The sequence below is a fragment of the Mobilicoccus sp. genome (genome assembly GCF_032060985.1).
GTDB lineage: Bacteria > Actinomycetota > Actinomycetes > Actinomycetales > Dermatophilaceae > Mobilicoccus.
The window spans coordinates 54,765-77,444 of sequence record NZ_DAMBGD010000007.1 but is presented as its reverse complement, the minus strand read 5'-3'; the positions used below and the strand labels follow the sequence as shown (position 1 = coordinate 77,444).

The window sequence follows — 22,680 nt, the reverse complement described above, 5'->3', positions numbered from 1 at the left end:
ACGAGTGTGTCTCCGCCCTGCACGGCGTGGACGGCCCTGTCCGGCGGCCGCAGGTGGCCCGGACCCGGGTCTGATCGCGGAAGGCTCGGTGGCGGGGCTCAGTGGCGGTGGACTCAGGTGCGGTGGACGCCGACGAGCTGAACCGCTCCCCCGTCGACGCCCTTCGCGCCCTGGACGACTTCGGCGTCGGGCCGCGCGGGGCTGTCCCCGTCGACGACACGACCGGCGACCCACGCCGGTAGATCGAGCTGCGCACACCGGTCGAGCGCGGCCTGCGCCTGCTCCTCCGGCAGCACGGCGACGAACCCCACGCCGAGGTTGAGCGTGCGCTCGAGATCCGCCGTGGGCACCTTGCCGACCGCCTCGACGACGTCGAAGACCGCCGGACGCGTCCACGACCCACGGTCGACCTCGGCGCGCACCCCGGCCGGCAGCACCCGCGCGAGGTTCGCCGCGAGCCCACCTCCGGTGACGTGGCTCAGCGCGTGGACGTCGATGCCCTCCGTGCGGATGAGCGCGAGGAGGTCCTTCGCGTAGACGCGCGTGGGCGTGAGGAGCTCCTCGCCGAGGGTGCGACCGAACTCCTCCACGTGACGCTCGTACCCCCACCCGGCGCGCGAGAACACCGCGCGCACGAGGGAGTACCCGTTGGAGTGCAGGCCGCTCGAGGCGAGGGCGAGGACGACGTCACCGGGTGCGACGCGCTCCGGCGAGAGGACGTCGTCGTACTCGACGACCCCCGTCGCGGCACCGGCACAGTCGTACTCGTCGACCCCGAGCAGCCCGGGATGCTCGGCCGTCTCGCCGCCGACGAGCGCGACTCCGGCCTGCTCGCACGCGGCCGCGATGCCCGAGACGATCGCGGCGATCCGTTCGGGCACGACCTTGCCGCAGGCGATGTAGTCGGTCATGAACAGGGGCTCGGCCCCGCACACGACGATGTCGTCGACGACCATGCCGACGAGGTCGAAGCCGATGGTGTCGTGGACGTCCATCGCCTGGGCGATCGCGACCTTGGTGCCGACGCCGTCGGTGCTCGTCGCGAGCACGGGCCGCCGCATGTCGCGCAGCGCCGAGGCGTCGAACATCCCCGCGAAGCCGCCGAGACCGCCGAGGACCTCGGGGCGCTGGGCGCGGGCGACCGACGCCTTCATGAGCTCGACCGCGCGGTCCCCGGCCTCGACGTCGACGCCCGCGGACGCGTAGGTGAGGGCCTGCTCGCTCATGCCTGCTGCTCCTGATCGATGGGTCGCGCCTCGGTGCGGGCACCGGCGGCGCCCTGGGTCGCGAGGACGTCCTCGGCGGTCTGCACGGTGGCGGTGCCGCTGCGAGGGTGGTCCTCGGCGGGCACGGTGACGGCGGAGGCGTCGGGGTTGCCCGGGAAGAGCGGCGTGATGCCCGGCTCGACGACGTGTTTGCCCAGGGTGGCGTCGCCGGGCAGCTCCATCGGGTACTCGCCGGTGAAGCACGCGGTGCAGAGCCGTTCGCGGGGCTGGCGCGTGGCGTCGATCATCCCGTCCTCGGAGATGTAGCCGAGGGTGTCGGCGCCGATGCTGCGACGGATGTCCTCGACCCCGAGGCCCGTGGCGATGAGCTCGGCACGGGAGGCGAAGTCGATGCCGAAGAAGCACGGCCACGTGACCGGCGGGGAGGAGATGCGCACGTGGACCTCGGCCGCGCCCGCCTCACGGAGCATCCGCACGAGGGCCCGCTGGGTGTTGCCGCGGACGATCGAGTCGTCGACGACGACGAGCCGCTTGCCCTTGATGACGTCCCGCAGCGGGTTGAGCTTGAGCCGGATGCCGAGTTGGCGGATCGTCTGGCTGGGCGCGATGAACGTGCGGCCGACGTAGGCGTTCTTCACGAGGCCCTGCCCGTAGGGGATGCCGGACGCCTCGGCGTACCCGATGGCGGAGGGGATGCCCGAGTCGGGCGTCGGCATGACGAGGTCCGCCTCGACGGGGTGCTCCCGGGCGAGGGCACGCCCCATCTCGACCCGCGACTCGTAGACGCCACGGTCGTTGATCGTCGTGTCGGGACGCGCGAGGTAGACGTATTCGAAGACGCAGCCGCGCGGACGGGCCTCGGCGAACCGTCGCGTCCGGAGCCCGTCCTCGTCGATCGCGACGAGCTCACCCGGCTCGACCTCACGGACGTAACTCGCCCCGACGATGTCGAGGGCCGCGGTCTCGCTGGCGACGACCCACCCGCGTTCGAGCCGGCCGAGGACCAGCGGCCTGATGCCCTGGGGGTCGCGGGCGGCGTACAGGGTGTGCTCGTCCATGAACACGAAGCAGAACGCGCCCCGCACCGCGGGCAGCACCTGCGTGGCCCGCTGTTCGAGGCTCTGGCCGGAGTTCTCCGACAGCAGGGTCGACACGATGGCGGTGTCGCTCGTGTTGCCGCGGCTGAGCTCTCCGCGGCGGGAGGCCTCGGAGGTGCCGTCGAGCATGTCGCGCAACTCCGGGGTGTTGACGAGGTTGCCGTTGTGGACGAGGGCGATCGTGTCTTCGTCGTCGCCGCCCAACGTCGGTTGCGCGTTCTCCCACGTGCTGCCGCCGGTGGTGGAATAGCGCGTGTGCCCGATGGCGACGTGCCCCGTGAGCTGGGACAGGCTCGTCTCGTCGAAGACCTGGCTCACCAGTCCCATGTCCTTGTAGACGAGCACACGGTGGCCGTCGCTCGCGGCGATGCCGGCGGACTCCTGCCCGCGGTGCTGCAGGGCGTAGAGCCCGTAGTACGTCAGTTTGGCGACGTCCTCGCCGGGGGCCCAGACGCCGAAGACGCCGCACGCGTCCTGCGGGCCCGCCTCGCCGGGGAGGATGTCGTGGTTCAGCCGTCCGTCACCGCGTCGCACGTCGCTCAGTCTTCCACACCGCGCCGGGCCCCCCGACCGGCTCCGAGGCAGCCCCCGCCGGCGGGCGCGCCCCCGACGACGGCCCGAGACCCACCGGCCGCGGGCGTCACCGCCGCGAACGCCGCTGGAGGGCGGAGTCGGCCGCGACCCCGATGAGGGCGCCGAGGAGTCCACCGAGCATCGCCCCGAACATCGCGATGAACAGCAGCGACGTGCGGTAGCCGTAGCTCATGCCCCCCACCTGGGCGGCCGGCCCCAGCGCATGGGCGATCCCGCCGAGGATGAACCCGAGGACGACCCCGGTGCCGATGAACGCGACCCAGTTCACCGACCGCACGATGCGGCGCGGGGCGGGGTGGGACGGCGCGGGCGCGACGGGCGCAGGGCGCCCCTCGTCCTCGTCCGTGACGGTCGCCGGAGTCACCTGTGCCCCGGCCGGTGCCGGCCCGACCTCGTGTTCCTCGGTGCCGTCGGCCTCGGGGGCCCGAGTGGTCTCGGCGGTTCCGGTGTCCGCGGTGGTTCCGGCGGCCTCGGGAGAGGTGCCGTCGGCCGGGGTCGTCGCCCCCGCGTCGTGACGCGCGTCGGGTGCGGAGGAGGTGCTGGGCATGGGATCACGGTAGTGCAGCGCCGGGGGCGACCGGTCCCCATGTCAGGCCGCCGGGCCCCACAGTGGCAGCAGCCCGTCGAGCGCGGCGCGTTCACCGCTCGCGCGCACCTGACCGGTCGTGAGGGCTTCGCCCCAGGTCAGGTCACCGACGACCAGTCGAAGCCAGGTCTGCGCGTCGGTCTCGACGACCGCGGGCGGCGTGCCGCGCCGATGCCTGGGCCCCTCGATGCACTGGGTTGCGCCGAACGGCGGCACGCGGACCTCGACGGAATGGCCCGGTGCCCGGTCGGCGAGTTCTTCGAGGGAGTAGCGCACGGCGGTCGCGCGCACGGCGCGGGGGGCGTCGGCGTCGGCGCGCCAGGACGTGAGGGCGGCGTCGCCGTCGGCGGGGCGGATCCTGCGGGGCATGGGCGTCATCCTCCCCCACCTCTCGCGTCCACCCTCCGCCGCCCGTGTCGTGACCGTGCGCCCCATGCGCCGACCTGCTCCCGCATCCCGCGTCTTCTGAGCGCTGAGCACCCCGTCGTGAGCCCTCGCCGAGTGAGCCGTCGGGCGTGGCCGCGGCCGCGGCGCCCGGTAGCGTGGGGCAGATGGAACCGGACGATCTCGAGGCTGTCGAGTTCGTCCGGGACGAGTCCGGGGTGAGCGTCGTCGTGGGCGGCCACCCGCAGTCGCACGTGCCCGACGACCCGGAGTTCCTCGCCTTCGAGTACATCGCGCACCTCGCCGCGTGCCTCGATCTGCTCCTCGCCCCGCCACCGCAGCGTGTCGCCGTCACGCACGTGGGCGGCGCGGGCCTCACCCTCGCGCGCTACCTCGCGCACGTGCGCCCCGGCTCGCCGCAGATCGTCCTCGAACCCGACGCCGCGCTCACGGAGGCCGTGCGACGGGCGGCGCCACTCCCGCGGGGGCACCGCATCCGGGTGCGGCCGACGACCGGCGAGGAGGGCATCCTCGCCTTGCGACCGGCGAGCGCCGACGCGGTGGTGCTCGATGCGTTCGTCGGCGGCCGTGTGCCCGCCGCCGTGACGACGCTGGAGTTCCTCACGACTGCGGCGCAGGTGTTGTCGCCGGGCGGGGTCTTCCTCGCGAACATCACCGACGAGCCCGGGTTGCGCTACGTCGCCCGGGTCGCCGCCGGGTTGTCCGAGGCGGGCCTGCCGCACCGGGCCCTCATCGCCACCCACGACGTGCTCAAGGGGCGGCGACACGGCAACGTCGTGCTCGTCGGGTCGGCCACCGGGATCGACACGGTCGAACTCGACCGTCGGCTGCGACGCCTGCCGTTCCCCACGGGCATCCGCAGCGACGTCGGACCATGGGCCCGCGGCGCACGGCCGCTCACCGCCGCCGACGCCCGGCCCTCCCCTCCCGCACCGGACCCGGGCCGGTGGCGGGTGCGCTGATCACCGGGGACAAGGCGGCCCGGGATCGGGGGCCCCGACGCCGCGCCACCGCGCGACACCGCCCGCACGGGACCGTCGTGACCGGTCGCCCTCGGCGAGGTGCGGTGAGCGCGTCGTTCCGGCGGCCTCGGCGGGTCAGCTCTTCACGTCGTCGGCGCGGCCGTAGTACGACCCGGCCTCGACGTGCCCGAGCATCCCCTCGTCGATCTCGCGATGAGTGGGCAGCGCCCGCGGCGTGTGCTGCGCGGCCTCCGCGGGCACCGAGTCACCGGCACCCCAGTGATCGGGCATGTCGTCCCAATCGGTGTCGACGTCGTCGTCGAGGGCCGTCGCATCGCCGGCCGCGCGGATCGCGACGATCTCGTCGACGTCCGGGGTGAGCAGCGAGGACTCGGCGAACTGCCGCACGAGCGCGAGCACCTCCTGCGTCACGTCCCCGTCCACGGTGACGACGAAACGCTTGCCCTGACGCACGTTGAGGATGCCCGGGAACCCCTGCGAGGCGGCCTCGTGCGTCGCGGCACGCCCCATCGGATCCTGCTCGGTGGACCTGGGCATGACATCGACGACGACACTTCCCACGACGAACCCCTCACACTCGGCGGACGATCCTCCCAGCCTAGCCGCGCACCCTCCCCCACCGGGGGTTGCGACGGACACCGTGCGGTTGGTCCCGGGCCGCCACGACGCCCCGGGCTCGTCCCGACCTCTCGGCACCGCGCCCCGACCTCGATCCCGGCCGGAGCGCTCAGTCGAATGCGCGGCCCGTGATCGACTCGTAGGCCGCGACGTAGGTGTCGCGGGTGGCGCGGACGACGTCCTGCGGCAGAGCGGGCGGGGCGTCACCGGAGTGACGGTCCCATCCCGATTCGGGCGAGGTGAGCCAGTCGCGCACGTACTGCTTGTCGTAGGACGTCTGGGGGCGGCCGACCTCGTGCTCCGCCGCACGCCAGAAGCGCGAGGAGTCGGGGGTGAGGACTTCGTCGGCGAGGACGAGCCGTGAGTCCCGGACGCCGAACTCGACCTTGGTGTCGGCGATGAGGATGCCGCGTTCGGCGGCGATCTCGTTGCCACGGGTGAGGATTCGCGTCGTCATGTCCCGAGCCGCGCCGGCGAGCTCCGGACCGACCTCGGCCTCGACCTGCGCGAACGTCATGGGTTGGTCGTGCTCCCCCACCGGCGCCTTGGTGGTGGGGGTGAAGATCGGCTCGGGCAGCGGCGAGGCCTCGGTGAGTCCCTCGGGCAGGTTCACCCCGCACACCGAGCCACTCTCGCGGTACTCGGCGAGGCCGCTGCCGGTGAGGTAGGCGCGGCCGATGCACTCCACGGGCAGCATCTGCAGCCGCCGCACGAGGATGGCGCGCCCCTCGACCTGAGGCGGCACGTCGACGGAGACGACGTGGTTGGGCACGAGGGAGGCGAACTGCTCGAACCACCACAACGACAGCTGGGTGAGGATGCGACCCTTGTCGGGGATGACCGAGTCGAGGACGTGGTCGTAGGCGGAGATGCGGTCGCTCGCGACCAGCAGCAACAACTCCTGCGACGGAGTTCCGTCCGCGTCGAGGGGGGCGTAGAGCTCACGCACCTTGCCCGAGTAGACCCGGGCGTAGCCGGGGAGGTCGAGTGCCCCACCCGGGGCGGTGTCCTGCGTCATTCCTGCTCCTGACCCGGGAGGGCGATGCGGTTCTGGGCGGCGGCGAGCGCGATGTCGGTGCGGTGACGGCTCCCGGGGATCTCGACGGCGTCGACCGCGGCGTAGGCGATCTTGCGGGCGGCCGCGAGGTCGGGGCCCGTCGCGACGACCGAGAGCACCCGTCCACCCGCGGTGACGAGACTGTCGGAACCTTCTCGCGTGCCGGCGTGCAGGATCTGCGCCTCGCCGACGTCGCCGATGACGATCGGGTCCCCCTTGCGGGGCGCCTCGGGGTAGCCGCGGGCGGCGACGACGACGGTGACCGCGGCGTCGTCGGACCACTCGAGCGGGGGGAGATCCGCGAGCTCACCGCGAGCGGCGGCCAGGAGCACCCCGCCCAAGCTGGTGCGCAGCCGCGCGAGCACCACCTGGGTCTCGGGGTCTCCGAAACGGGCGTTGAACTCGACGACCCGCAGCCCCTGGCTCGTCAGCGCCAGACCGACGTACAGCACGCCGGCGAACGGTGTGCCGCGACGGCGCATCTCGGCGATCGTCGGCTCGGCGACGCGGGTGACGACGTCCTCGGTGAGGGTGGCCGGCGCCCAGTCCAACGGCGTGTAGGCGCCCATGCCGCCCGTGTTGGGGCCGCGGCCACCGTCGCCGAGGCGCTTGAAGTCCTGGGCCGGGGCGAGAGGCACGACGGTCTCGCCGTCGGTGAGGCAGAACAGGGAGATCTCGGGGCCGTCGAGGAACTCCTCGATGACGACGCGCGTCTCGTCCTCCCCCGGCGCCTTCTCGCGCTCGAGGCACTGGACGGCGTGCGCGAACGCCTTGGTGCGTTCCTCCGTGACGACGACGCCCTTGCCGGCCGCGAGCCCGTCGTCCTTGACGACGTACGGCGCACCGAAGTGGTCGAGGGCCTCCATGACGGCGTCGACCGTGGTGCACACGGCCGACCGTGCGGTGGGGACCCCGGCGGCCTCCATGACCTCCTTCGCGAACGCCTTGCTGCTCTCCAACCGCGCCGCGCGGGCCGTGGGCCCGAAGCAGGGGATGCCCCGAGCGACGACCGCGTCCGTCACGCCGGCGACCAGCGGGGCCTCGGGGCCGACGACCACGAGGTCGACCTGCGTCCGGACGGCGAGGGCCGCGACCGCCTCGGGGTCGGACCCGGAGCCGGCCACGTCGAGACACGTGGCGACCTGCGCGATCCCCGGGTTGCCGGGGGCGGCGAACACCTCCTTCACCTGCGGGTCACGCGCGAGCGCGAGAGCAAGGGCGTGTTCACGGGCACCACTACCGATGACGAGGACCTTCACGCGCCCAGCCTAGGCGCAACGACCGACGGTCCCCACCCCCCTCGTGGACACCCCCTCCCGGTCCCCGCCCCGTCCCGGCCTGCCACGGCGAAGACGGCGCGCGATCCTCCCCCCGCGGCGGGTCGCCCGGAGCTAGGGTGCGCTCACGAGATCCCCGCCACGAAGGTCCGTGACGGGCCCACCGTCGACCGTGTCGGCCGATCGAGGACAGCCATTCCGAGGGGACGGGTGATGACCCAGGACGCCGAGCCGAGCGCGGCCGCCACATCGACGGACGAGCCACGGCACCGCAGCCCAGAGGGTCCGGGTGACACATCTCGCGAACCCTCGGCCCCGAGCGAGCAGGACCCGCCACGACCGGGTCGAGGACGCGGCGGCCGGGTCGATCGCGGCGGCACGGTCGATCGGGGTGGTCGCCGCAGGCGGAACGGGCGAGGCGGCCCAGCCGGGCGCGGCGGCCGCGGGGACGGACCTGGTGGGGGTTCGGCGGAGGACGAGGATCGGGGCGAGCGGGGAACCGGGGGCCGCGCCGACCCGGAGACCGAGACGGAGACCCGTACGGGCCCCGGCCGAGGCACGGACACCGACACCACCGCAGGCACCGAGACGGACCCGGGCACCGTGTCCACTGCGCTCTCCGCTGCGGGCCCCGGCCGGAACGCACTCCTCGACGCCGGCTCCCCGGGAGAGACCACGCGTCGACCTCGCGCACGGACGCCGCTGGGTGCCTCCGTGTCGCGGACACCCACGGCGAAGGGCGTCGCGGGAGGCAGGAGCGTCGTCGGGTCGACGGCGGCGGGTTCGTCCGGGCCTCGGGGCGCGACGGGCTCCGACGCCCCCGAGGCGTCCGCCGGGTCGGGTGAGTCGGTCGACCCCCTTCGGCACCGCACGGGGGCGTCTTCGGCCTCCGGAACCCTCGGCAACGGAGGCTGGACGCCCGGCCGTCCCGTCAACGCCTGGGCCACCCCCGTCGCGGCGGGTCACGACAGCTCCCTGCCCCTGCCGCTCGACGCCGGCATGGACCGCATCTCGACGCGCATCTACACGCTCGGGGTCCGCACCCCGGGGATGACGCGCTCCCAGATCGTCGCCGCCGGCATCCCCGCCGACGCGATCGATCCCGCGGTCGATCACCTGACCCAGAACGGGCTGCTCCGCCCGACCGGCCACGACGCCTGGGAGGCCATCCCCCCGGAGCTCGCGTTGTCCTCGCTCGCCTCGAGCTACGAGGCCAGGGCGCTCTACCTCCGGGACGCCGCCGAGGACCTCACGAACGAGTACCACCGCATCCGCCTCGCCGCGGCGGAGCAGTCTCCCGGGCTCACCGTGCTGCGCAACACGGACGAACTCGCGGCCGCCGTCCAGGGCGTGACGGGCGCGGCGACGCAGGAGATCTGGGCCGCGCTCGACGACTCCCCGCGCGCCGCGCACCTGTTCGGCACCGACCTCGACCGGCACCGCCAACGCCTCCTCACGAGGGCCGGCACCCCGCTGCGACGCCGCACGACCCTCGACGGGCAGATGCTGCGCCATCCCCGCGCGGGCGAGGTCCTCCGTGCGCGGGCCGAGGCCGGGGAGGAGAACCGGTTCCTCGCCGACCTGCCGTTCTCGATCGTCGGGGCCGACGACCACAGCGCCGTCGTGGACCTCACCTCGTTCGACACCTCCGGCGCCGGGTCCATGCTCGTCCACGACCGCCGCCTCGTCCTCGCCCTGCGGCGGCTGTGCGAGACGTGGTGGCAGCTGGCGAGCCCGATGGCGTGGGACGCGATCGGAGAGGTCGACCGCGACAGCGCGTTCATCCTCTCGATGCTCGCCGCGGGCGCGACCGACGCGACGATGGCCGCCCAGACCGGCCTCTCCCAGCGCACGATCGAGCGCCGTGTGCGCGTCCTCATGACCCGTCTCGGCGCCTCCACACGCTTCCAAGCGGGTGTCCTCGCCACCAGGCGCGGGTGGATCTGACGACCCTCCACGTCGCACGGCGGGACGACACGAGCCGCCCGGCGACCGCGACGACGCCGCGGCCGGCACCGCCACGAACCCACCTGGCCCCGCACGCCTTCCGCGCAGACGCCCCTCGCCTCCCGGACGTGGATCCGATCACCCCGTCCGCCTCCGTCCCGAACCTCCCCCGGGCGTCCCCACGTCGTACAGCGATGGGAGCGTGCGCTCGCGCCGCCGGCTCACCGGCTCCGTGACCAGCATCCTCGCCGAACGGAGCCGCGACTCCGGGGCCGGCGACCCATCGATGTACGACGGACGGGTCGGGGCTCGTCCTCACCGAGCCGGGGGTCTGACACCGGGTGACATCGCGTGGGGGCGGAGAGCCGCCGGCCGGCGCCCACTAAAGTGGAGTGCTCGCGTCGCCGGTGGTGACGCGGACGCACCGGCGAGCGAATGGGCGGATCAGTGAGCGAAGGCGTCGTGACCGGCACCGACACGGGCGAGGGCAGGGATCGGGGGGACGAGCAGGCGGCCGACGTCCTCGCGCGCGAACTCGCGGTCGAGCAGGCGCACGTCGACCGTGTCCTCGCCGAACTGCGCAAGGCCGGCGAGCGCGCCGCGCTCGTCGAGGCCGAGGGCATGTCGCGGGGGCGCACCGACCGCACCGGCGACATCCGCGACGAGGAGATGTCCGGGCTGTTCGCCCGTGACGCCCTCGTCTTCCGCGCCGGCCTGCGCCGCCACGACCTCGAACGTCAGCACGAGGGGCTCGTGTTCGGACGGCTCGACATGGAGGACGCCCACGGCCGCGAGGTGCGGTACGTCGGCCGTCTCGGCGTGCGCGACGACGAGTACGAACCCCTCGTCATCGACTGGCGCGCCCCGGCCGCCTCGCCGTTCTACCGGGCGACGCCCGTGGACCCCCAGAACGTCCTGCGCCGTCGCGTGCTGCGTTCGCGGGGAGACCGGGTCATCGGGGCCGAGGACGACCTCATGGTCGCCGACGCCCCCGACGACCTCGTCGTCCTCGGCGAGGGCGCCCTCATGGCGGCGCTCGGCCGCAGCCGAAGCGCGCACATGCGCGACATCGTCGCGACCATCCAGGCGCATCAGGACGAGGCGATCCGCGCCCCCGCCCGGGGCGTCACCCAGATCACGGGGGGCCCCGGCACCGGCAAGACCGTCGTCGCCCTCCACCGCGCCGCCTACCTGCTCTACAGCGACCGTCGGCGGTTCGAGGGCGGCGGTGTGCTCGTCGCCGGCCCGTCCGCGGCGTACACCGCCTACATCGAACGGGTCCTGCCCTCCCTCGGCGAGGACTCCGTCTCGCTGCGCGCCCTCGGCGACGTCGTCGAAGCCTGCACGGCGCAGCGTCTCGACACCCCGGCCGCCGCGGCGCTCAAGGGCTCCCTCCGCATCCGGCGGGTGCTCGCGCGGGCCTCGCGCGACACGATCCCGGGGGCACCCGACGCGCTGCGGGCGATGGTGTCCGGGCGTCCCGTGCGCCTCGAAAGCCGCCGACTGGACCGCGTGCGGGCCCAGGTGCTGCGGCGCCACCACCGCAACGCCTCTCAGGAGGCGATGACCCTCGCGCTCGCCGCCGACGCGTGGTCGCAGGTCAGGCGCCCCGAGGATCGGGACGCCGACCGCGAGGAGTTCATCGCGACGTTCGTCGACCACCGCGACGTCGAGGCGTTCGTGCACGCGTGGTGGCGACCGGTGGACCCGCGTGAGGTGCTCCTCTGGCTCGCCGATGCCCGCCGCGCCCGCCGTTACGCCCGTGGGGTGTTCTCCCAGGACGAGGCCGACGTCCTCGCCGGATCGATGCGGGCGGCGCTCGACACCGGCACGTGGTCGGTCGCCGACGTGGCACTCGTCGACGACCTCGACGCCCGGCTCGGCGAGGTCAAGCAGGCCCCCGTCGAGCGTGGGTTCTTCGAGATCGAGGAACTCGACGAGCTCGAGGCCCAGCGTTCGCTGCGGATCGGCGTCCCCGAACGCGACGTGCCCGCGCACACCGCGCTCACGCCGACGCGGCGCGTCACGCACGGTGACGCCCGCGACCTGTTGCTCCGCGGCCACGTGGACCGGCCGAGCGAGTACGCCCACGTGCTCGTCGACGAGGCGCAGGACGTCTCGCCGATGCAGTGGCGCATGCTCGCCCGGCGGGGTCGGTGGGCGAGCTGGACCGTCGTCGGCGACCTCGCGCAGGCCTCCTGGGAGGACCTCGCCGAGGCTGCGACCGCCCGCGACGAGGCCTTCGGCACCGCGCCCCGGCGCGAGTTCCACATGGACACGAACTACCGCAATGCCCGTGAGGTGTTCGCCTACGCCGAGCGGGTGATCTCCGAGCACGTTCCCGACGCCGACATCCCCCGGGCCGTGCGGGAGACCGGCGTCGAGCCCGTCGACGTCACCGTCCCGGGGGCGGAGCTCGCCGCCACCGTCCGGGCGCATGTCGCCGACCTCGCCGAGGAGGTCGAGGGCAGCGTCGCGATCATCGCGCCCGCCCGTTGGGCCGAGCCGATGGCGCAGCTCGTCGCCGACGCCGAGGCCATCGCCCCGGGGCTGGGCGACCGCCTCGTGCTCGTCGACCCGCTGTCGAGCAAGGGCCTCGAGTACGACGCGACCCTCGTCGTCGATCCCGACGCCATCGTCGCCGAGTCACCCGGCGGTGTGCGCGTGCTCTACGTCGTCCTCACCCGCGCCGCTCACCGCATGCACGTCCTCCGCCCCACCTGACCCGGCCTCGGCCCACGGCGGGACGGTCAGGGGGTGAGGAGGGCGCGGACGCGGTCGGGACCGAGGGAGAGCAGCAGCGTGGGGATGCGAGGGCCCGTGTCGGAGCCGACGAGCAGCCGGTAGAGCAGCGCGAACAGCTCCCGCTGGGCGGTCTTGACCTCCGGGGGCAGCTTCTTCTCGGCCACGTCGAGCCCGCCCTGGATCTTGGGGATGCCGTAGACGAGGGACGTGAGTCCGCCGAGGGACCAGTCGTCGGTGAGTCGTGCCGCGAGCAGTTCCACCGCCTCGCGCTGCGCCGGCTCCAAGGAGGCGAGCAGCTCGGTGTCCGGCTCGGTGCGCACCTGTGTGCGATCCTCCTGCGGCATCTGCGTGAGAACCCACGTCTGCGCACAGTCGAGGCGGGGACGCAGCTGGTCCAGGCTCGTGAGCTCGACGTCGTCACCCACCATGCCCTGGACGATCCGCAGCGTCTGCTCGGGGTCGCCGCCGGTGATGTCGACGACCGAGGCGAGCGCGCGATACGGCACCGGGACCGGTGTCGAGGGCAGCTCACCCGCGGCCGTGCCGACGGCGCGAGCGTGCATCGCGAGGTCGCCCGGCTGGGCGGCCGGCGTCGTGACCTTGCGGCCGAGGGCGTCCCACTCGTCGTAGAGCCGCTGGATGTCGGCGTCGAACGCGACGGAGAACGACTGGTTGGGACGTCGACGCGTGTAGAGCCACCGGAGCACGGCGGGCTCCATGATCCGCATCGCGTCGGCCGGGGTGGGCACGCCACCGCGGGAGGAGCTCATCTTGGCCATGCCGGCGATGCCGACGAAGGCGTACATCGGGCCGATGGGCTGGTGGCCACCGAAGATCGGCCCGACGATCTGGCCCCCGACCTGGAAGGACGATCCCGGAGAACTGTGGTCCACGCCCGAGGGCTCGAAGTCGACGCCCTCGTAGGCCCACCGCATGGGCCAGTCGACCTTCCACACGAGCTTGCCGTGGAAGTCGCGGTCGAGGTGCATCGACTCGGTGACCTCCTCACCGTCGGGGCCCACGGCCACGTAGGTGAGTTCGGTCGTGTCGTCGTCGTAGGCGAGGACCCGGGTGGCGTCCGTACCGAAGGCCTTGCTGTACGGCTTGAACGGGAAGTACCCGGAGGCGCCGCCGCCGTCCTCCTCGCTCGCCGCGCCGCTCCCCTCGGCGGCGGCCTGCATGGCCTCGGTGTCGTCGGAGCCCTCGGCCCCCTCGGCCGCCGCCTCCGCCACCGCCGCATCGACGACGGCACCGGGCGCACCCGGCTCGGCGCTCTTCGTGCGGTACTGCCCGAGCACCGCGTCGATCTCGTGACGCGAGCGCATGGCGTGGAGCACCTGATCGCGGTAGGCGCCGGAGGTGTACTGCTCGGTCTGGCTGATGCCGCGGTACTCCACCCCCATGCGTGCGAGGGACTCCGCCATCGCGGCCTTGAAGTGCTCGGCCCAGTTGGGGTGGGCGGAGCCGCGGGGCGCCGGGACGCTCGTGAGCGGCTTGCCGATGTGGGCGCTCCACGACTCGTCGACACCCTCGACCCCGAACGGCACCTTGCGGAACCGGTCGTAGTCGTCCCAACTGATGACGTGCTCGACCGGGATGCCGCGGCGGGCGATCTCGTCGGCGACGAGGTGCGGGGTCATGACCTCGCGGAGGTTGCCGAGGTGGATCGGGCCCGACGGAGACAGCCCGGACGCGCACACGATCGTGCGCTGCGGGTCGCGACCGTGGGCCGTGGCGACGACCTCGTCGGCCATGCGCGCGACCCAGTCCACCTCGGGCTGCGACGCGCCCTTCCCACGCCCCCGGCGAGATCGCCGCGCCTCGGGCGGGGTGGGGTCGGCCGGTCCGGTGGTGTCGTTCATCGAGGTCCTCAGGGGGGTTCGGGCGTGCGGTCGCTCAGTCGGACAGGAGGCTGTGGCGCTGGATGATCTCGTCGCGGCCGGGGCCGACGCCGATGGCCGAGATGCGGGCCCCGATGCGCTGCTCGACGAACTCGATGTAGGCGCGGGCGTTCTCGGGCAGTTCCTCGAACGTGCGGCACCCGGAGATGTCGGTCTTCCAGCCCGGCAGCACCTCGTAGATCGGGGTGGCGTGGTGGAAGTCGCTCTGGCTCACCGGCATCTCGTCGTGGCGGACGCCGTTGATGTCGTAGGCGACGCACACGGGGATCTCGTCGAACGTGTCGAGGTTGTCGAGCTTGGTGACGACGAAGTCGGTGACGCCGTTGATGCGCTGGGCGTACCGCCCGATGACGACGTCGAGCCACCCGATGCGGCGCGGACGCCCCGTCGTCGTGCCGAACTCGCCGCCGATGACGCGGAGGCGGTCGCCGACCTCGTCGTGCAGTTCGGTGGGGAACGGCCCCTCGCCGACCCGCGTCGTGAACGCCTTGAGCACGGCGATGACCCGGTCGACCCGCGTGGGCGGCAGGCCCGCGCCCGTGCAGGCCCCCCCGGAGGTGGCGTTGGAGCTCGTGACGTAGGGGTAGGTGCCGTGGTCGACGTCGAGCAGAGTGGCCTGGCCGGCCTCGCACAGCACCGTCTTGCCCTCGTCGAGGGCGCGGCTGATCTCGAGGGAGGTGTCGGTGACCATCGGCGCGAGACGGTCGGCGTAGGAGAGCAGCTCGCTCACGACCTCGTCGACGTCGATCGCGCGACGGTTGTAGATCTTGGCGAGCACCTGGTTCTTGAACTCGAGCGCGGCCTCGACCTTCTGGCGCAGGATGGATTCGTCGTAGAGGTCCTGGACGCGGATGCCGACGCGGCTCATCTTGTCGGCGTAGGTGGGCCCGATGCCGCGACCCGTGGTGCCGATCTTGCGGTTGCCGAGGAAGCGCTCGTTGACCCGGTCGAGCACGGTGTTGTAGCTCGGGATGACGTGCGCGTTGGCGCTCACCTGCAACAGCGTGCAGTCGACACCGCGAGCGGTGAGGTCGTCGAGCTCCTGGAACAGCACCGAGAGGTCGATGACGACCCCGTTGCCGATGATCGGCGTGACCCCCGGGGTGAGGATGCCGCTCGGCAGGAGGTGCAGCGCGTACTTCTCCTGACCCACGACCACGGTGTGCCCGGCGTTGTTCCCGCCGTTGAACTTCACGACGTAGTCGATACGGTCGCCGAGGAGGTCGGTCGCCTTGCCCTTGCCCTCGTCACCCCACTGGGCTCCGACCAGCACGATCGCCGGCATCGTCGCCACCCTCTTCCGGATCTCACGGTGTTCTTTCGTGCGCGGTCGCCCGAGGCGCCCGCGCGGCACCCGATCCTCCGCCGGACGCCTCGCCGAGCCTACCGCCTCACGGCGACGGCCCTTCGAGGCGAGGACGCGACGCGGGGTGGCTCCGGGCGACGACGCCGTTCGCCGGGCATCATGGGCTTCGCGTCGATTTCGTTCAAGTGCGTCGGGATCCGGTCGATCGGAGACGGGAGGACCTGGCGCCAGCGCCGATCCACCGTGCCCGACCCCTCACACCCGGAGGAGCACCGATGACCGCTCGCCTCGCCCTGCCCGCCACCGCCACCGCCTTCCTGGCCTGCGTCGCCCTCGCGGGCTGCGGGAACGCGCAGGCGGGAACCTCCAGCGCCACGGCGACGTCGCCGACGGTGACGGCCGCCACCACCACCCCGCCGTCCCCCGAGGCGACGACGTCGACGTCGGACGAGGTCACCACGTCCCCGGACGTGTCGAGGACCAGCGAGCCCGAGACCACCGTGCTCACCCACAGCGCCACCCCGACCGCCACCCCCACGCGCTCGGCCTCGACCCCGGCGAAGAAGGCCGGCACGGTCAAGCAGCGCAGCATCGAGGACTACGGCGACGCGGCGATCGAGGCGTGGGCCGCCGGTGATCGCGCGACCCTCGCGAAGTACGTCTCGCCGAAGGCCCGGGCGGCGACCTCGTCGACGCTCGCGACCGAGCTCCTGCGCGTGGCCTGCGACGGAGACATGTGCAGCTACGCGAACGAGGACGGCAAGCGGGTCACGTTCACCTTCGACCGCGCCGCCGTCAAGGCCGGGCGCACGGGCGGCATCATCGGCATCAAGGTGGACTGATCTCACCCCCGGCGCGAACGCCGGTGGGAACACAAGCAGAGAAGCAGCCGGGTGGTCGCGATGGCGACCACCCGGCTGCGTCGTCGTCTGCGCCGTCGACCAGGGCCCCCGAGCCCCTCCCCGGGGCCTCGGGGAGCGGGGGCCGTCAGAGACCGAGCGCGTCGGCGGCCTCCGGGCTCGAATCACGGAGGAACTGCGCGCAGCGGGCACGTTCGTCCTCCTCACCGATGGCTCCGGCGGCGCGGGAGAGTGCGGCGACGCTGCGGAGGAATCCGCGGTTGGGCTCGTGCCGAAACGGCACCGGCCCCGCCCCCTTCCACCCCGCGCGGCGAAGCTGGTCGAGGCTGCGGTGGTACCCCGTGCGGGCATAGGCGTAGGCCTCGACGGTGAAGCCCGCCGCGAGGGCCGCCTCGGCGAGGGTCGCCCACGCGAGCGCGGACTGCGGGAACCGTCCCGCCGTGATCGCCGGGTCCGCGCCCGAGAGCAGCTCGGCCGCGGCCGGATCGACCTCGAGCAGGGTCTCCGGCGGCTCGAGCAGGTTCTGGTGACTCATTCTTCTCCCTCTCCTCGTCGTCCCTCCATGGTCACCGACCCCGTCCTCCGAAGACCACCCACCCCTCCCAGCGCGCCCTGCGCCGCGACACGACGCGGGTGTCGGCGGACGCCGGTCCCCAGGACGCCAGGACGCCGCTCACCATTGCCACGTGACTTTTTGGTCACCTATTGTCGCGGCATGGACGACGACCTGGTGTTCAAGGCGTTGGCCGACCGGACGCGGCGGCTGCTCCTCGACGCCCTCTTCGAGCAGGACGGGCGGAGCCAGAGCGACCTGGAGGCCGTCGTCGCGACGCACACCGACATGACGCGCTACGGCGTGGCCAAGCACCTGCGGCTCCTCGAGGACGCGGGGCTGATCGTCACTCGCCGACAGGGACGCACGAAGCTCCACCACCTCAACGCGGTCCCCATCCGGTTGATCCACGACCGCTGGATCGACAAGTACACCCGGCACCACGTCACGGCCCTCACCGAACTGAAACGTGCACTGGAGGATTCACCATGAGCAACGAGACCACGCCGCAGACGATGCACGACGGCACCGAACGTCAGGCGCCGGAGATCCAGGTCTTCCGCATCTACATCGAGGCCCCCGCGCAGCGCGTGTGGGACGCCATCACGACGGGCGAGTTCAGCACGAAGTACGGCTACGGAGGCATCGTCGAGTACGACCTCCGCGAGGGCGGCGACTACGTCAGCCACACCACCGAGGAGATGAAGAGGATGGGCATGGGTGACGTCGCCGTCACCGGTCGTGTCCTCGAGTCCGATCCGCCCTCCCGTCTCGTCCAGACCTGGGTCGCGGCCTGGCACCAGCAGGAGACGACCCTCACCTGGGAACTCGTCGAGCACGAGGGACCCCTCACCGCGCTGACCCTCACCCACGACTGCACGGGCGCCCAGAACACCGCCCGCGACGTCGAAGGCACCGGGGACGCGCGTCAGGGAGGAGGCGGGTGGCCCTGGATCCTCGCAGGCATGAAGACCTACCTCGAGACCGGGCACGCGATGCCCGGGTCCGGCATCTGACCCCGACGCCGCCTCACGACGGAACGGACCCGACCTCCCGCGAGGCACCCGGGCACACCCATGCCAGGGCCCCCGTCACCGATCGGTGACGGGGGCCCTGGTCGGCGCGGGCGGTCGGTGACCGCCGCGACTCACGTGCGCGGAACGCGACGGCTCACTTGTGCGTGCCGGCGCTGCGGAGGTCTTCGCACGCCTCGACCACGCGGGCAGCCATGCCGGCCTCGGCGGCCTTGCCCCACGCGCGGGGGTCGTACTGCTTCTTGTTGCCGACCTCGCCGTCGATCTTGAGCACACCGTCGTAGTTGCGGAGCATGTGCCCGGCGACCGGGCGGGTGAAGGCGTACTGGGTGTCGGTGTCGACGTTCATCTTGACGACGCCGTAGTCGACCGCGTCGGAGATCTCCTGCGGCAGGGAGCCGGAGCCACCGTGGAACACGAGGTCGAGCGGCTTGTCGCCGGCCTTGTCGCCGTACTTGGCGACGATCGCGTCCTGGCACTGCTTGAGGATCTCCGGGCGCAGCTTGACGTTGCCCGGCTTGTACACGCCGTGCACGTTGCCGAAGGTCAGCGCGGCCATGTAGCGGCCGTTCTCGCCGAGGCCGAGCGCCTCCACGGTGGCGATGGCGTCCTCGGGCGTCGTGTAGAGCTGCTCGTTGATCTCGTTGGCGACGCCGTCCTCCTCGCCACCGACGACGCCGATCTCGACCTCGAGGATGATGTCGGCGGCCTTCGCGAGCGCGAGGAGCTCCTGGGCGATCTTGAGGTTCTCGTCGAGCGGCACCGCGGAGCCGTCCCACATGTGCGACTGGAAGATCGGCAGACCCGTCTTCTTGACCTGCTCGGCGGAGGCCTGCAGCAGCGGGCGCACGAACCCGTCGAGCTTGTCCTTGGGGCAGTGGTCGGTGTGGAGCGCGATGTTGACGTCGTAGTTCTTCGCGACCTCCTGCGCGTAGGCGGCGAGCGCCAACGCACCGGTGACCATGTTCTTGATCGAGGGACCGGAGAGGTACTCCGACCCACCCGTGGAGACCTGGACGATGCCGTCGCTGCCGGCGTCGGCGAAGCCCTTGATCGCGGCGTTGAGCGTCTGGCTGGAGGACACGTTGATCGCCGGGTAGGCGAAGGATCCCGCCTTCGCCCGGTCCAGCATGTCGGCGTAGACCTCGGGAGTTGCGATGGGCACGGTTGCTCCTTGCTGTTCGTCGGCTCGTCCGCGCCCGATGCGCGGAGCAGGGCTGCTCTCCATCCTAGGTGGCCGGGCTCACGCCCGGGCCGGGAGACCGGGCGCCGATCACCAGCGCCGTCCGCAGCGGGTGAACACGTCCGGATCACCCGGGCACTACGGCCCTTTTCGGGCCGATCTCGTCCTCATAGCGTCGTCCCGGATCGGGGCGGGCACCTCGTCCCGAGAGGTGGGACCCGGCCCCGGTGAGAGAGGAGCACGTCATGGCCGACATGCAGGCCGCCGTCGCCACCGCCTTCGGAGCACCGCTCGAGGTCACCTCCGTCCCTGTGCCCGAACCGGGCCCGGCCAGGCATTGGTCCGCACACTCACCTCCGGGGTGTGCCACACCGACCTCCACGCCGTCTCCGGCGACTGGCCGGTCAAACCCACCCCGCCGTTCATCCCCGGCCACGAGGGGGTGGGACGCGTCGAGAAGCTCGGTGACGGCGTCGAGGGCCTTGCCGTGGGCGACCTGGTCGGCAACGCCTGGCTGTGGTCGGCCTGCGGTGTGTGCGAGTACTGCCGCACCGGCTGGGAGACCCTCTGCGAGCAGCAGCGCAACGGCGGCTACACGGTCGACGGGTCGTTCGGCCAGTACAGCTCGTCGACGCGACGTACGCCGCCCGCCTGCCCCAGGGCTGCGACCCGCTCGAGGTCGCACCGATCCTGTGCGCCGGCGTCACCGTCTACAAGGGCCTCAAGTGCACCGGCACCCGCCCCGGGCAGTGGGTGGCGATCTCCGGCATCGGGGGGCTCGGGCACATCGCCGTGCAGTACGCGGTCGCGATGGGCCTGCGGGTCGCTGCGGTCGACGTCGCGGAGGACAAGCTCGCCCTCGCGCGGGAACTCGGCGCCGAGGTCACGGTCGACGCCTCGACGCAGGATCCGATCGCCGCGATCCAGGAGCAGACCGGCGGCGTTCACGGCGTCCTCGTCACGGCCGTCACCCGTCGGCCTTCGGCCAGGCGATCGGGATGTCCCGCCGCGGCGGCACGATCGTGTTCAACGGCCTGCCTCCGGGGGACTTCCCCGCCCCGATCTTCGACATCGTGTTGCAGGGGCTGACGATCCGCGGATCGATCGTCGGCACCCGCCAGGACATGGTCGAGGCCGCCGACTTCTACGCCCAGGGCAAGATCCACCCGCGGGTGCACCGCCGCGAGCTCGCCGAGATCAACGACGTCTTCGACGAGATGCGCGCGGGCGGCATCGACGGCCGGGTCGTGCTGCAGTACTGAGCAGCCGTCCGCAGGACCGCGCGCGGTCCGCACCGCTCCACCCCGGGTGCCGGTCGCGAGCCGGAACGACGCGGGACATGCGGTGATCCTGGCACGCGGTGAACGCGACACGCGGCGAACGCCGCACGCGGGGAACGCCGCGCTCGATCAGCTCGGCGTGAGGTCGGCGCGGCACGGGTCACGCCTCAGCGGCAGGGAGGCAGGTCGGCGGTGGCACTGCGGTAGGCCGCCGACCAGGCCTCCTCGTCGACACGGTGGTCGGCGAGGACGCAACCGCGCCCGTTCCGCTTGACGAGGATGCCCTCCTGCGCCCAGTGCGGACGAGCGCCGCGGAGCAGCTCCGGGGTCAGGTCGCCGTACGCGTTCGTCACCCGCCACCACGTCACTCCATCGCCGTACTCCCGCAAGACGGCGCCGACCTGCCTCGGGCCGACGCCCACGAGCGCCCCGATCGCGCCGTAGGAGACGACCCGCCCGGGTGGGACGCACTCCACCGCCCTCAGGACGTGTTCGACGACGAGGTCGTTCACCGTGTCCCACCCATGAGTCCTCCCCCCTCCGGCCGACTCATCCCGGCGGGATCTCCGCGTGCCGACGCACCCAGGCGTGCATCGCGATCGCCGCCGCGGCCCCGGCGTTGATCGACCGGGTCGAGCCGAACTGGGTGATGTGGACGACGGCCTGCGCGGCGGCGAGTGCCTCGACGCTGAGCCCCGGCCCTTCCTGCCCGAACACGAGGACGCACCGCCGCGGGAGGTCGAAGGTCTCCAGCGGCACGCTGCCGGGGACGTTGTCCACGGCGATGACCGCGTAGTCCTGCGCGCGCGCCCACGCCAGGAGTCCCGCGACCTCGGCGTGGTGGTGTTCGTGCTGGTAGCGGTCGGTGACCATCGCCCCCCGCCGGTTCCATCGCCGACGCCCGACGATGTGGAACGCGCCGACGTTGAAGGCGTTGGCCGTGCGGATGATCGAGCCGATGTTGAAGTCGTGCTCCCAGTTCTCGACCGCGACGTGAAGAGCGTGCCGGCGGGTGTCGAGGTCGGCGACGATCGCGTCGTGCCGCCAGTAGCGGTACCGGTCCTCGACGTTGCGGGTGTCGCCCGCGGCGAGGAGATCGGGGTCGTACCGTGCGGCCACGTCGCCGCCGGGATCGCGCGGCCACGCCTCCGGCCCACCCGGCCACGGCCCGACACCGACGATGCGCGATTCCACGAGCGGTGAGTCTACGGACCCCGACCCCGCGCCACCGCCCTCCGGCGGGAGCAGCACCACGTGCGCGCCGCGTGCGGGTGCGCGAGTCGAGCCACCCACGATTTCGCCCAGGGGCCACTCAGGGACGCACCGCTACCCTGAAGACGTGATGCCTGCCCTCGGTCCCGACTGGATGGACCCCCAATACCTCCTCGACCAGTTCGGGACCCAGTTCTTCTGGGTCAGCGTCGCCATCGTCTTCATCGAGTGCGGTCTGCTGTTCCCGATCCTTCCCGGCGACTCGCTCCTGTTCTCCGTCGGCCTCTTCATCAAGCGCGGCGACGTCGCGATGGGGATCGCCCCGGCGTGCGTGATCCTCTCGATCGCCGCGTTCCTCGGCAACGTCGTCGGTTACGAGATCGGCCGCGCCATCGGCGAGCCCCTCTACCACCGGGACGGTCGGTTCCTCAAGAAGAAGTACTTCGACCAGACCATCGACTTCTTCGACAAGTACGGCAACAAGGCCCTGGTCATCGGGCGATTCGTCCCCATCGTGCGCACGTTCATCACGGTCGTCGCCGGCGTCGGCCGCATGGACCGCCGCCGGTTCTTCACGTGGAGCGGCGTCGGCGCCGTGCTGTGGGCGACGGGCATCACGCTTCTCGGTTACTTCCTCGGCGGGATCCAGTTCGTCCACGACAACCTCGAGGCCGCGATCCTGCTCATCGTGTTCGTCTCGGTCCTGCCGATGGTGTTCGAGTTCGTCGTCCACAAGCGCCGCAGCAAGGCGATCGTGCGCGAGGCGGTCGATGCCGTCGACGACGCCGTCGAGGCCCGCCGCCGCGAGCCCTGAGC

Annotated in this window: 20 protein-coding genes and 1 pseudogene; 8 read left to right on the top strand and 13 right to left on the bottom strand. The window is 72.5% G+C overall.

What is annotated here, in order from left to right; translation table 11 throughout:
* Positions 1-113: 113 nt before the first annotated feature.
* From purM to RT054_RS07520, 4 genes are all read right to left on the bottom strand, one after another.
* Positions 114-1,226: a phosphoribosylformylglycinamidine cyclo-ligase gene (gene purM / locus RT054_RS07535; RefSeq protein WP_313022876.1), complete on the bottom strand. Its 1,113-nt coding sequence runs from the start codon at positions 1,224-1,226 to the stop codon at positions 114-116.
* Positions 1,223-2,857 (bottom strand): amidophosphoribosyltransferase, encoded by a 1,635-nt coding sequence (purF, locus tag RT054_RS07530; protein ID WP_313022875.1) that lies wholly within the window; start codon positions 2,855-2,857, stop codon positions 1,223-1,225. The genes purM and purF overlap by 4 nt, the downstream gene beginning before the upstream one ends.
* A gap of 106 nt (positions 2,858-2,963) precedes the next feature.
* Positions 2,964-3,464, bottom strand: a complete 501-nt coding sequence (locus RT054_RS07525) for a hypothetical protein (RefSeq protein ID WP_312718670.1) — start codon at positions 3,462-3,464, stop codon at positions 2,964-2,966.
* A 42-nt stretch (positions 3,465-3,506) separates the two neighbouring features.
* Positions 3,507-3,881 carry a sterol carrier family protein gene (locus RT054_RS07520; RefSeq protein WP_396837239.1) on the bottom strand — a complete coding sequence of 125 codons (375 nt, stop codon included), beginning with the start codon at positions 3,879-3,881 and terminating at the stop codon, positions 3,507-3,509.
* Between the two features lie 173 nt (positions 3,882-4,054).
* Here RT054_RS07520 and RT054_RS07515 point away from each other — a divergent pair, with 173 nt between their 5' ends.
* Complete coding sequence (locus RT054_RS07515) at positions 4,055-4,870, top strand: fused MFS/spermidine synthase (protein WP_313022870.1); 816 nt, start codon at positions 4,055-4,057, stop codon at positions 4,868-4,870.
* 135 nt (positions 4,871-5,005) lie between these two features.
* On the opposite strand, the gene RT054_RS07510 is transcribed toward RT054_RS07515, so the two are convergent.
* The 3 genes from RT054_RS07510 to purD all read right to left on the bottom strand — a co-directional run bounded on the left by RT054_RS07510 (position 5,006) and on the right by purD (position 7,825).
* Positions 5,006-5,452: a phosphoribosylformylglycinamidine synthase subunit PurS gene (locus tag RT054_RS07510; protein ID WP_313022867.1), complete on the bottom strand. Its 447-nt coding sequence runs from the start codon at positions 5,450-5,452 to the stop codon at positions 5,006-5,008.
* A gap of 166 nt (positions 5,453-5,618) precedes the next feature.
* Entirely contained in the window at positions 5,619-6,527 is a 909-nt protein-coding gene (locus tag RT054_RS07505) for a phosphoribosylaminoimidazolesuccinocarboxamide synthase (RefSeq protein WP_313022865.1), read from the bottom strand.
* Positions 6,524-7,825 (bottom strand): phosphoribosylamine--glycine ligase, encoded by a 1,302-nt coding sequence (purD, locus tag RT054_RS07500; protein ID WP_312718679.1) that lies wholly within the window; start codon positions 7,823-7,825, stop codon positions 6,524-6,526. The genes RT054_RS07505 and purD overlap by 4 nt, the downstream gene beginning before the upstream one ends.
* Positions 7,826-8,557: 732 nt before the next feature.
* Between purD and RT054_RS07495 the strand changes: the two genes are divergently transcribed.
* Together RT054_RS07495 and RT054_RS07490 are read left to right on the top strand one after the other, a co-directional pair.
* Entirely contained in the window at positions 8,558-9,790 is a 1,233-nt protein-coding gene (locus tag RT054_RS07495) for a helix-turn-helix transcriptional regulator (RefSeq protein WP_313022862.1), read from the top strand.
* A 435-nt stretch (positions 9,791-10,225) separates the two neighbouring features.
* Positions 10,226-12,514: an AAA family ATPase gene (locus RT054_RS07490; RefSeq protein ID WP_313022859.1), complete on the top strand. Its 2,289-nt coding sequence runs from the start codon at positions 10,226-10,228 to the stop codon at positions 12,512-12,514.
* Between the two features lie 26 nt (positions 12,515-12,540).
* On the opposite strand, the gene RT054_RS07485 is transcribed toward RT054_RS07490, so the two are convergent.
* Together RT054_RS07485 and RT054_RS07480 are read right to left on the bottom strand one after the other, a co-directional pair.
* Entirely contained in the window at positions 12,541-14,397 is a 1,857-nt protein-coding gene (locus tag RT054_RS07485) for a lysine--tRNA ligase (RefSeq protein ID WP_313022857.1), read from the bottom strand.
* 34 nt (positions 14,398-14,431) lie between these two features.
* Positions 14,432-15,721 (bottom strand): adenylosuccinate synthase, encoded by a 1,290-nt coding sequence (locus tag RT054_RS07480; protein ID WP_312718685.1) that lies wholly within the window; start codon positions 15,719-15,721, stop codon positions 14,432-14,434.
* A 296-nt stretch (positions 15,722-16,017) separates the two neighbouring features.
* Here RT054_RS07480 and RT054_RS07475 point away from each other — a divergent pair, with 296 nt between their 5' ends.
* Positions 16,018-16,584 carry a hypothetical protein gene (locus RT054_RS07475; protein ID WP_313022854.1) on the top strand — a complete coding sequence of 189 codons (567 nt, stop codon included), beginning with the start codon at positions 16,018-16,020 and terminating at the stop codon, positions 16,582-16,584.
* A 145-nt stretch (positions 16,585-16,729) separates the two neighbouring features.
* Here the strand turns inward: RT054_RS07475 and RT054_RS07470 are convergent, their stop codons facing one another.
* Positions 16,730-17,137 (bottom strand): DUF3151 domain-containing protein, encoded by a 408-nt coding sequence (locus tag RT054_RS07470; RefSeq protein ID WP_312718689.1) that lies wholly within the window; start codon positions 17,135-17,137, stop codon positions 16,730-16,732.
* 180 nt (positions 17,138-17,317) lie between these two features.
* Between RT054_RS07470 and RT054_RS07465 the strand changes: the two genes are divergently transcribed.
* Both RT054_RS07465 and RT054_RS07460 read left to right on the top strand, forming a co-directional pair.
* On the top strand, positions 17,318-17,647 hold the full coding sequence (locus tag RT054_RS07465; RefSeq protein WP_312718691.1) for a helix-turn-helix domain-containing protein: 330 nt from the start codon (positions 17,318-17,320) through the stop codon (positions 17,645-17,647).
* The gene (locus RT054_RS07460; RefSeq protein ID WP_312718693.1) at positions 17,644-18,171 is read left to right on the top strand and encodes an SRPBCC domain-containing protein; all 528 of its coding nucleotides are present in this window, start codon (positions 17,644-17,646) and stop codon (positions 18,169-18,171) included. Before RT054_RS07465 ends, RT054_RS07460 begins: the two co-directional genes overlap by 4 nt.
* Positions 18,172-18,325: 154 nt before the next feature.
* Here RT054_RS07460 and fbaA read toward each other — a convergent pair whose 3' ends face one another.
* The gene (fbaA, locus tag RT054_RS07455) at positions 18,326-19,354 is read right to left on the bottom strand and encodes a class II fructose-bisphosphate aldolase (protein ID WP_313022850.1); all 1,029 of its coding nucleotides are present in this window, start codon (positions 19,352-19,354) and stop codon (positions 18,326-18,328) included.
* Between the two features lie 263 nt (positions 19,355-19,617).
* Here fbaA and adhP point away from each other — a divergent pair.
* A pseudogene (adhP, locus tag RT054_RS07450) lies at positions 19,618-20,634 on the top strand (alcohol dehydrogenase AdhP).
* A gap of 185 nt (positions 20,635-20,819) precedes the next feature.
* Here adhP and RT054_RS07445 read toward each other — a convergent pair.
* Together RT054_RS07445 and RT054_RS07440 are read right to left on the bottom strand one after the other, a co-directional pair.
* Positions 20,820-21,164: an MGMT family protein gene (locus RT054_RS07445; protein WP_313022848.1), complete on the bottom strand. Its 345-nt coding sequence runs from the start codon at positions 21,162-21,164 to the stop codon at positions 20,820-20,822.
* Between the two features lie 37 nt (positions 21,165-21,201).
* Positions 21,202-21,846, bottom strand: a complete 645-nt coding sequence (locus tag RT054_RS07440) for a TrmH family RNA methyltransferase (protein ID WP_312718698.1) — start codon at positions 21,844-21,846, stop codon at positions 21,202-21,204.
* Between the two features lie 148 nt (positions 21,847-21,994).
* Between RT054_RS07440 and RT054_RS07435 the strand changes: the two genes are divergently transcribed.
* The gene (locus RT054_RS07435; RefSeq protein ID WP_312718749.1) at positions 21,995-22,678 is read left to right on the top strand and encodes a VTT domain-containing protein; all 684 of its coding nucleotides are present in this window, start codon (positions 21,995-21,997) and stop codon (positions 22,676-22,678) included.
* Positions 22,679-22,680: the final 2 nt, after the last annotated feature.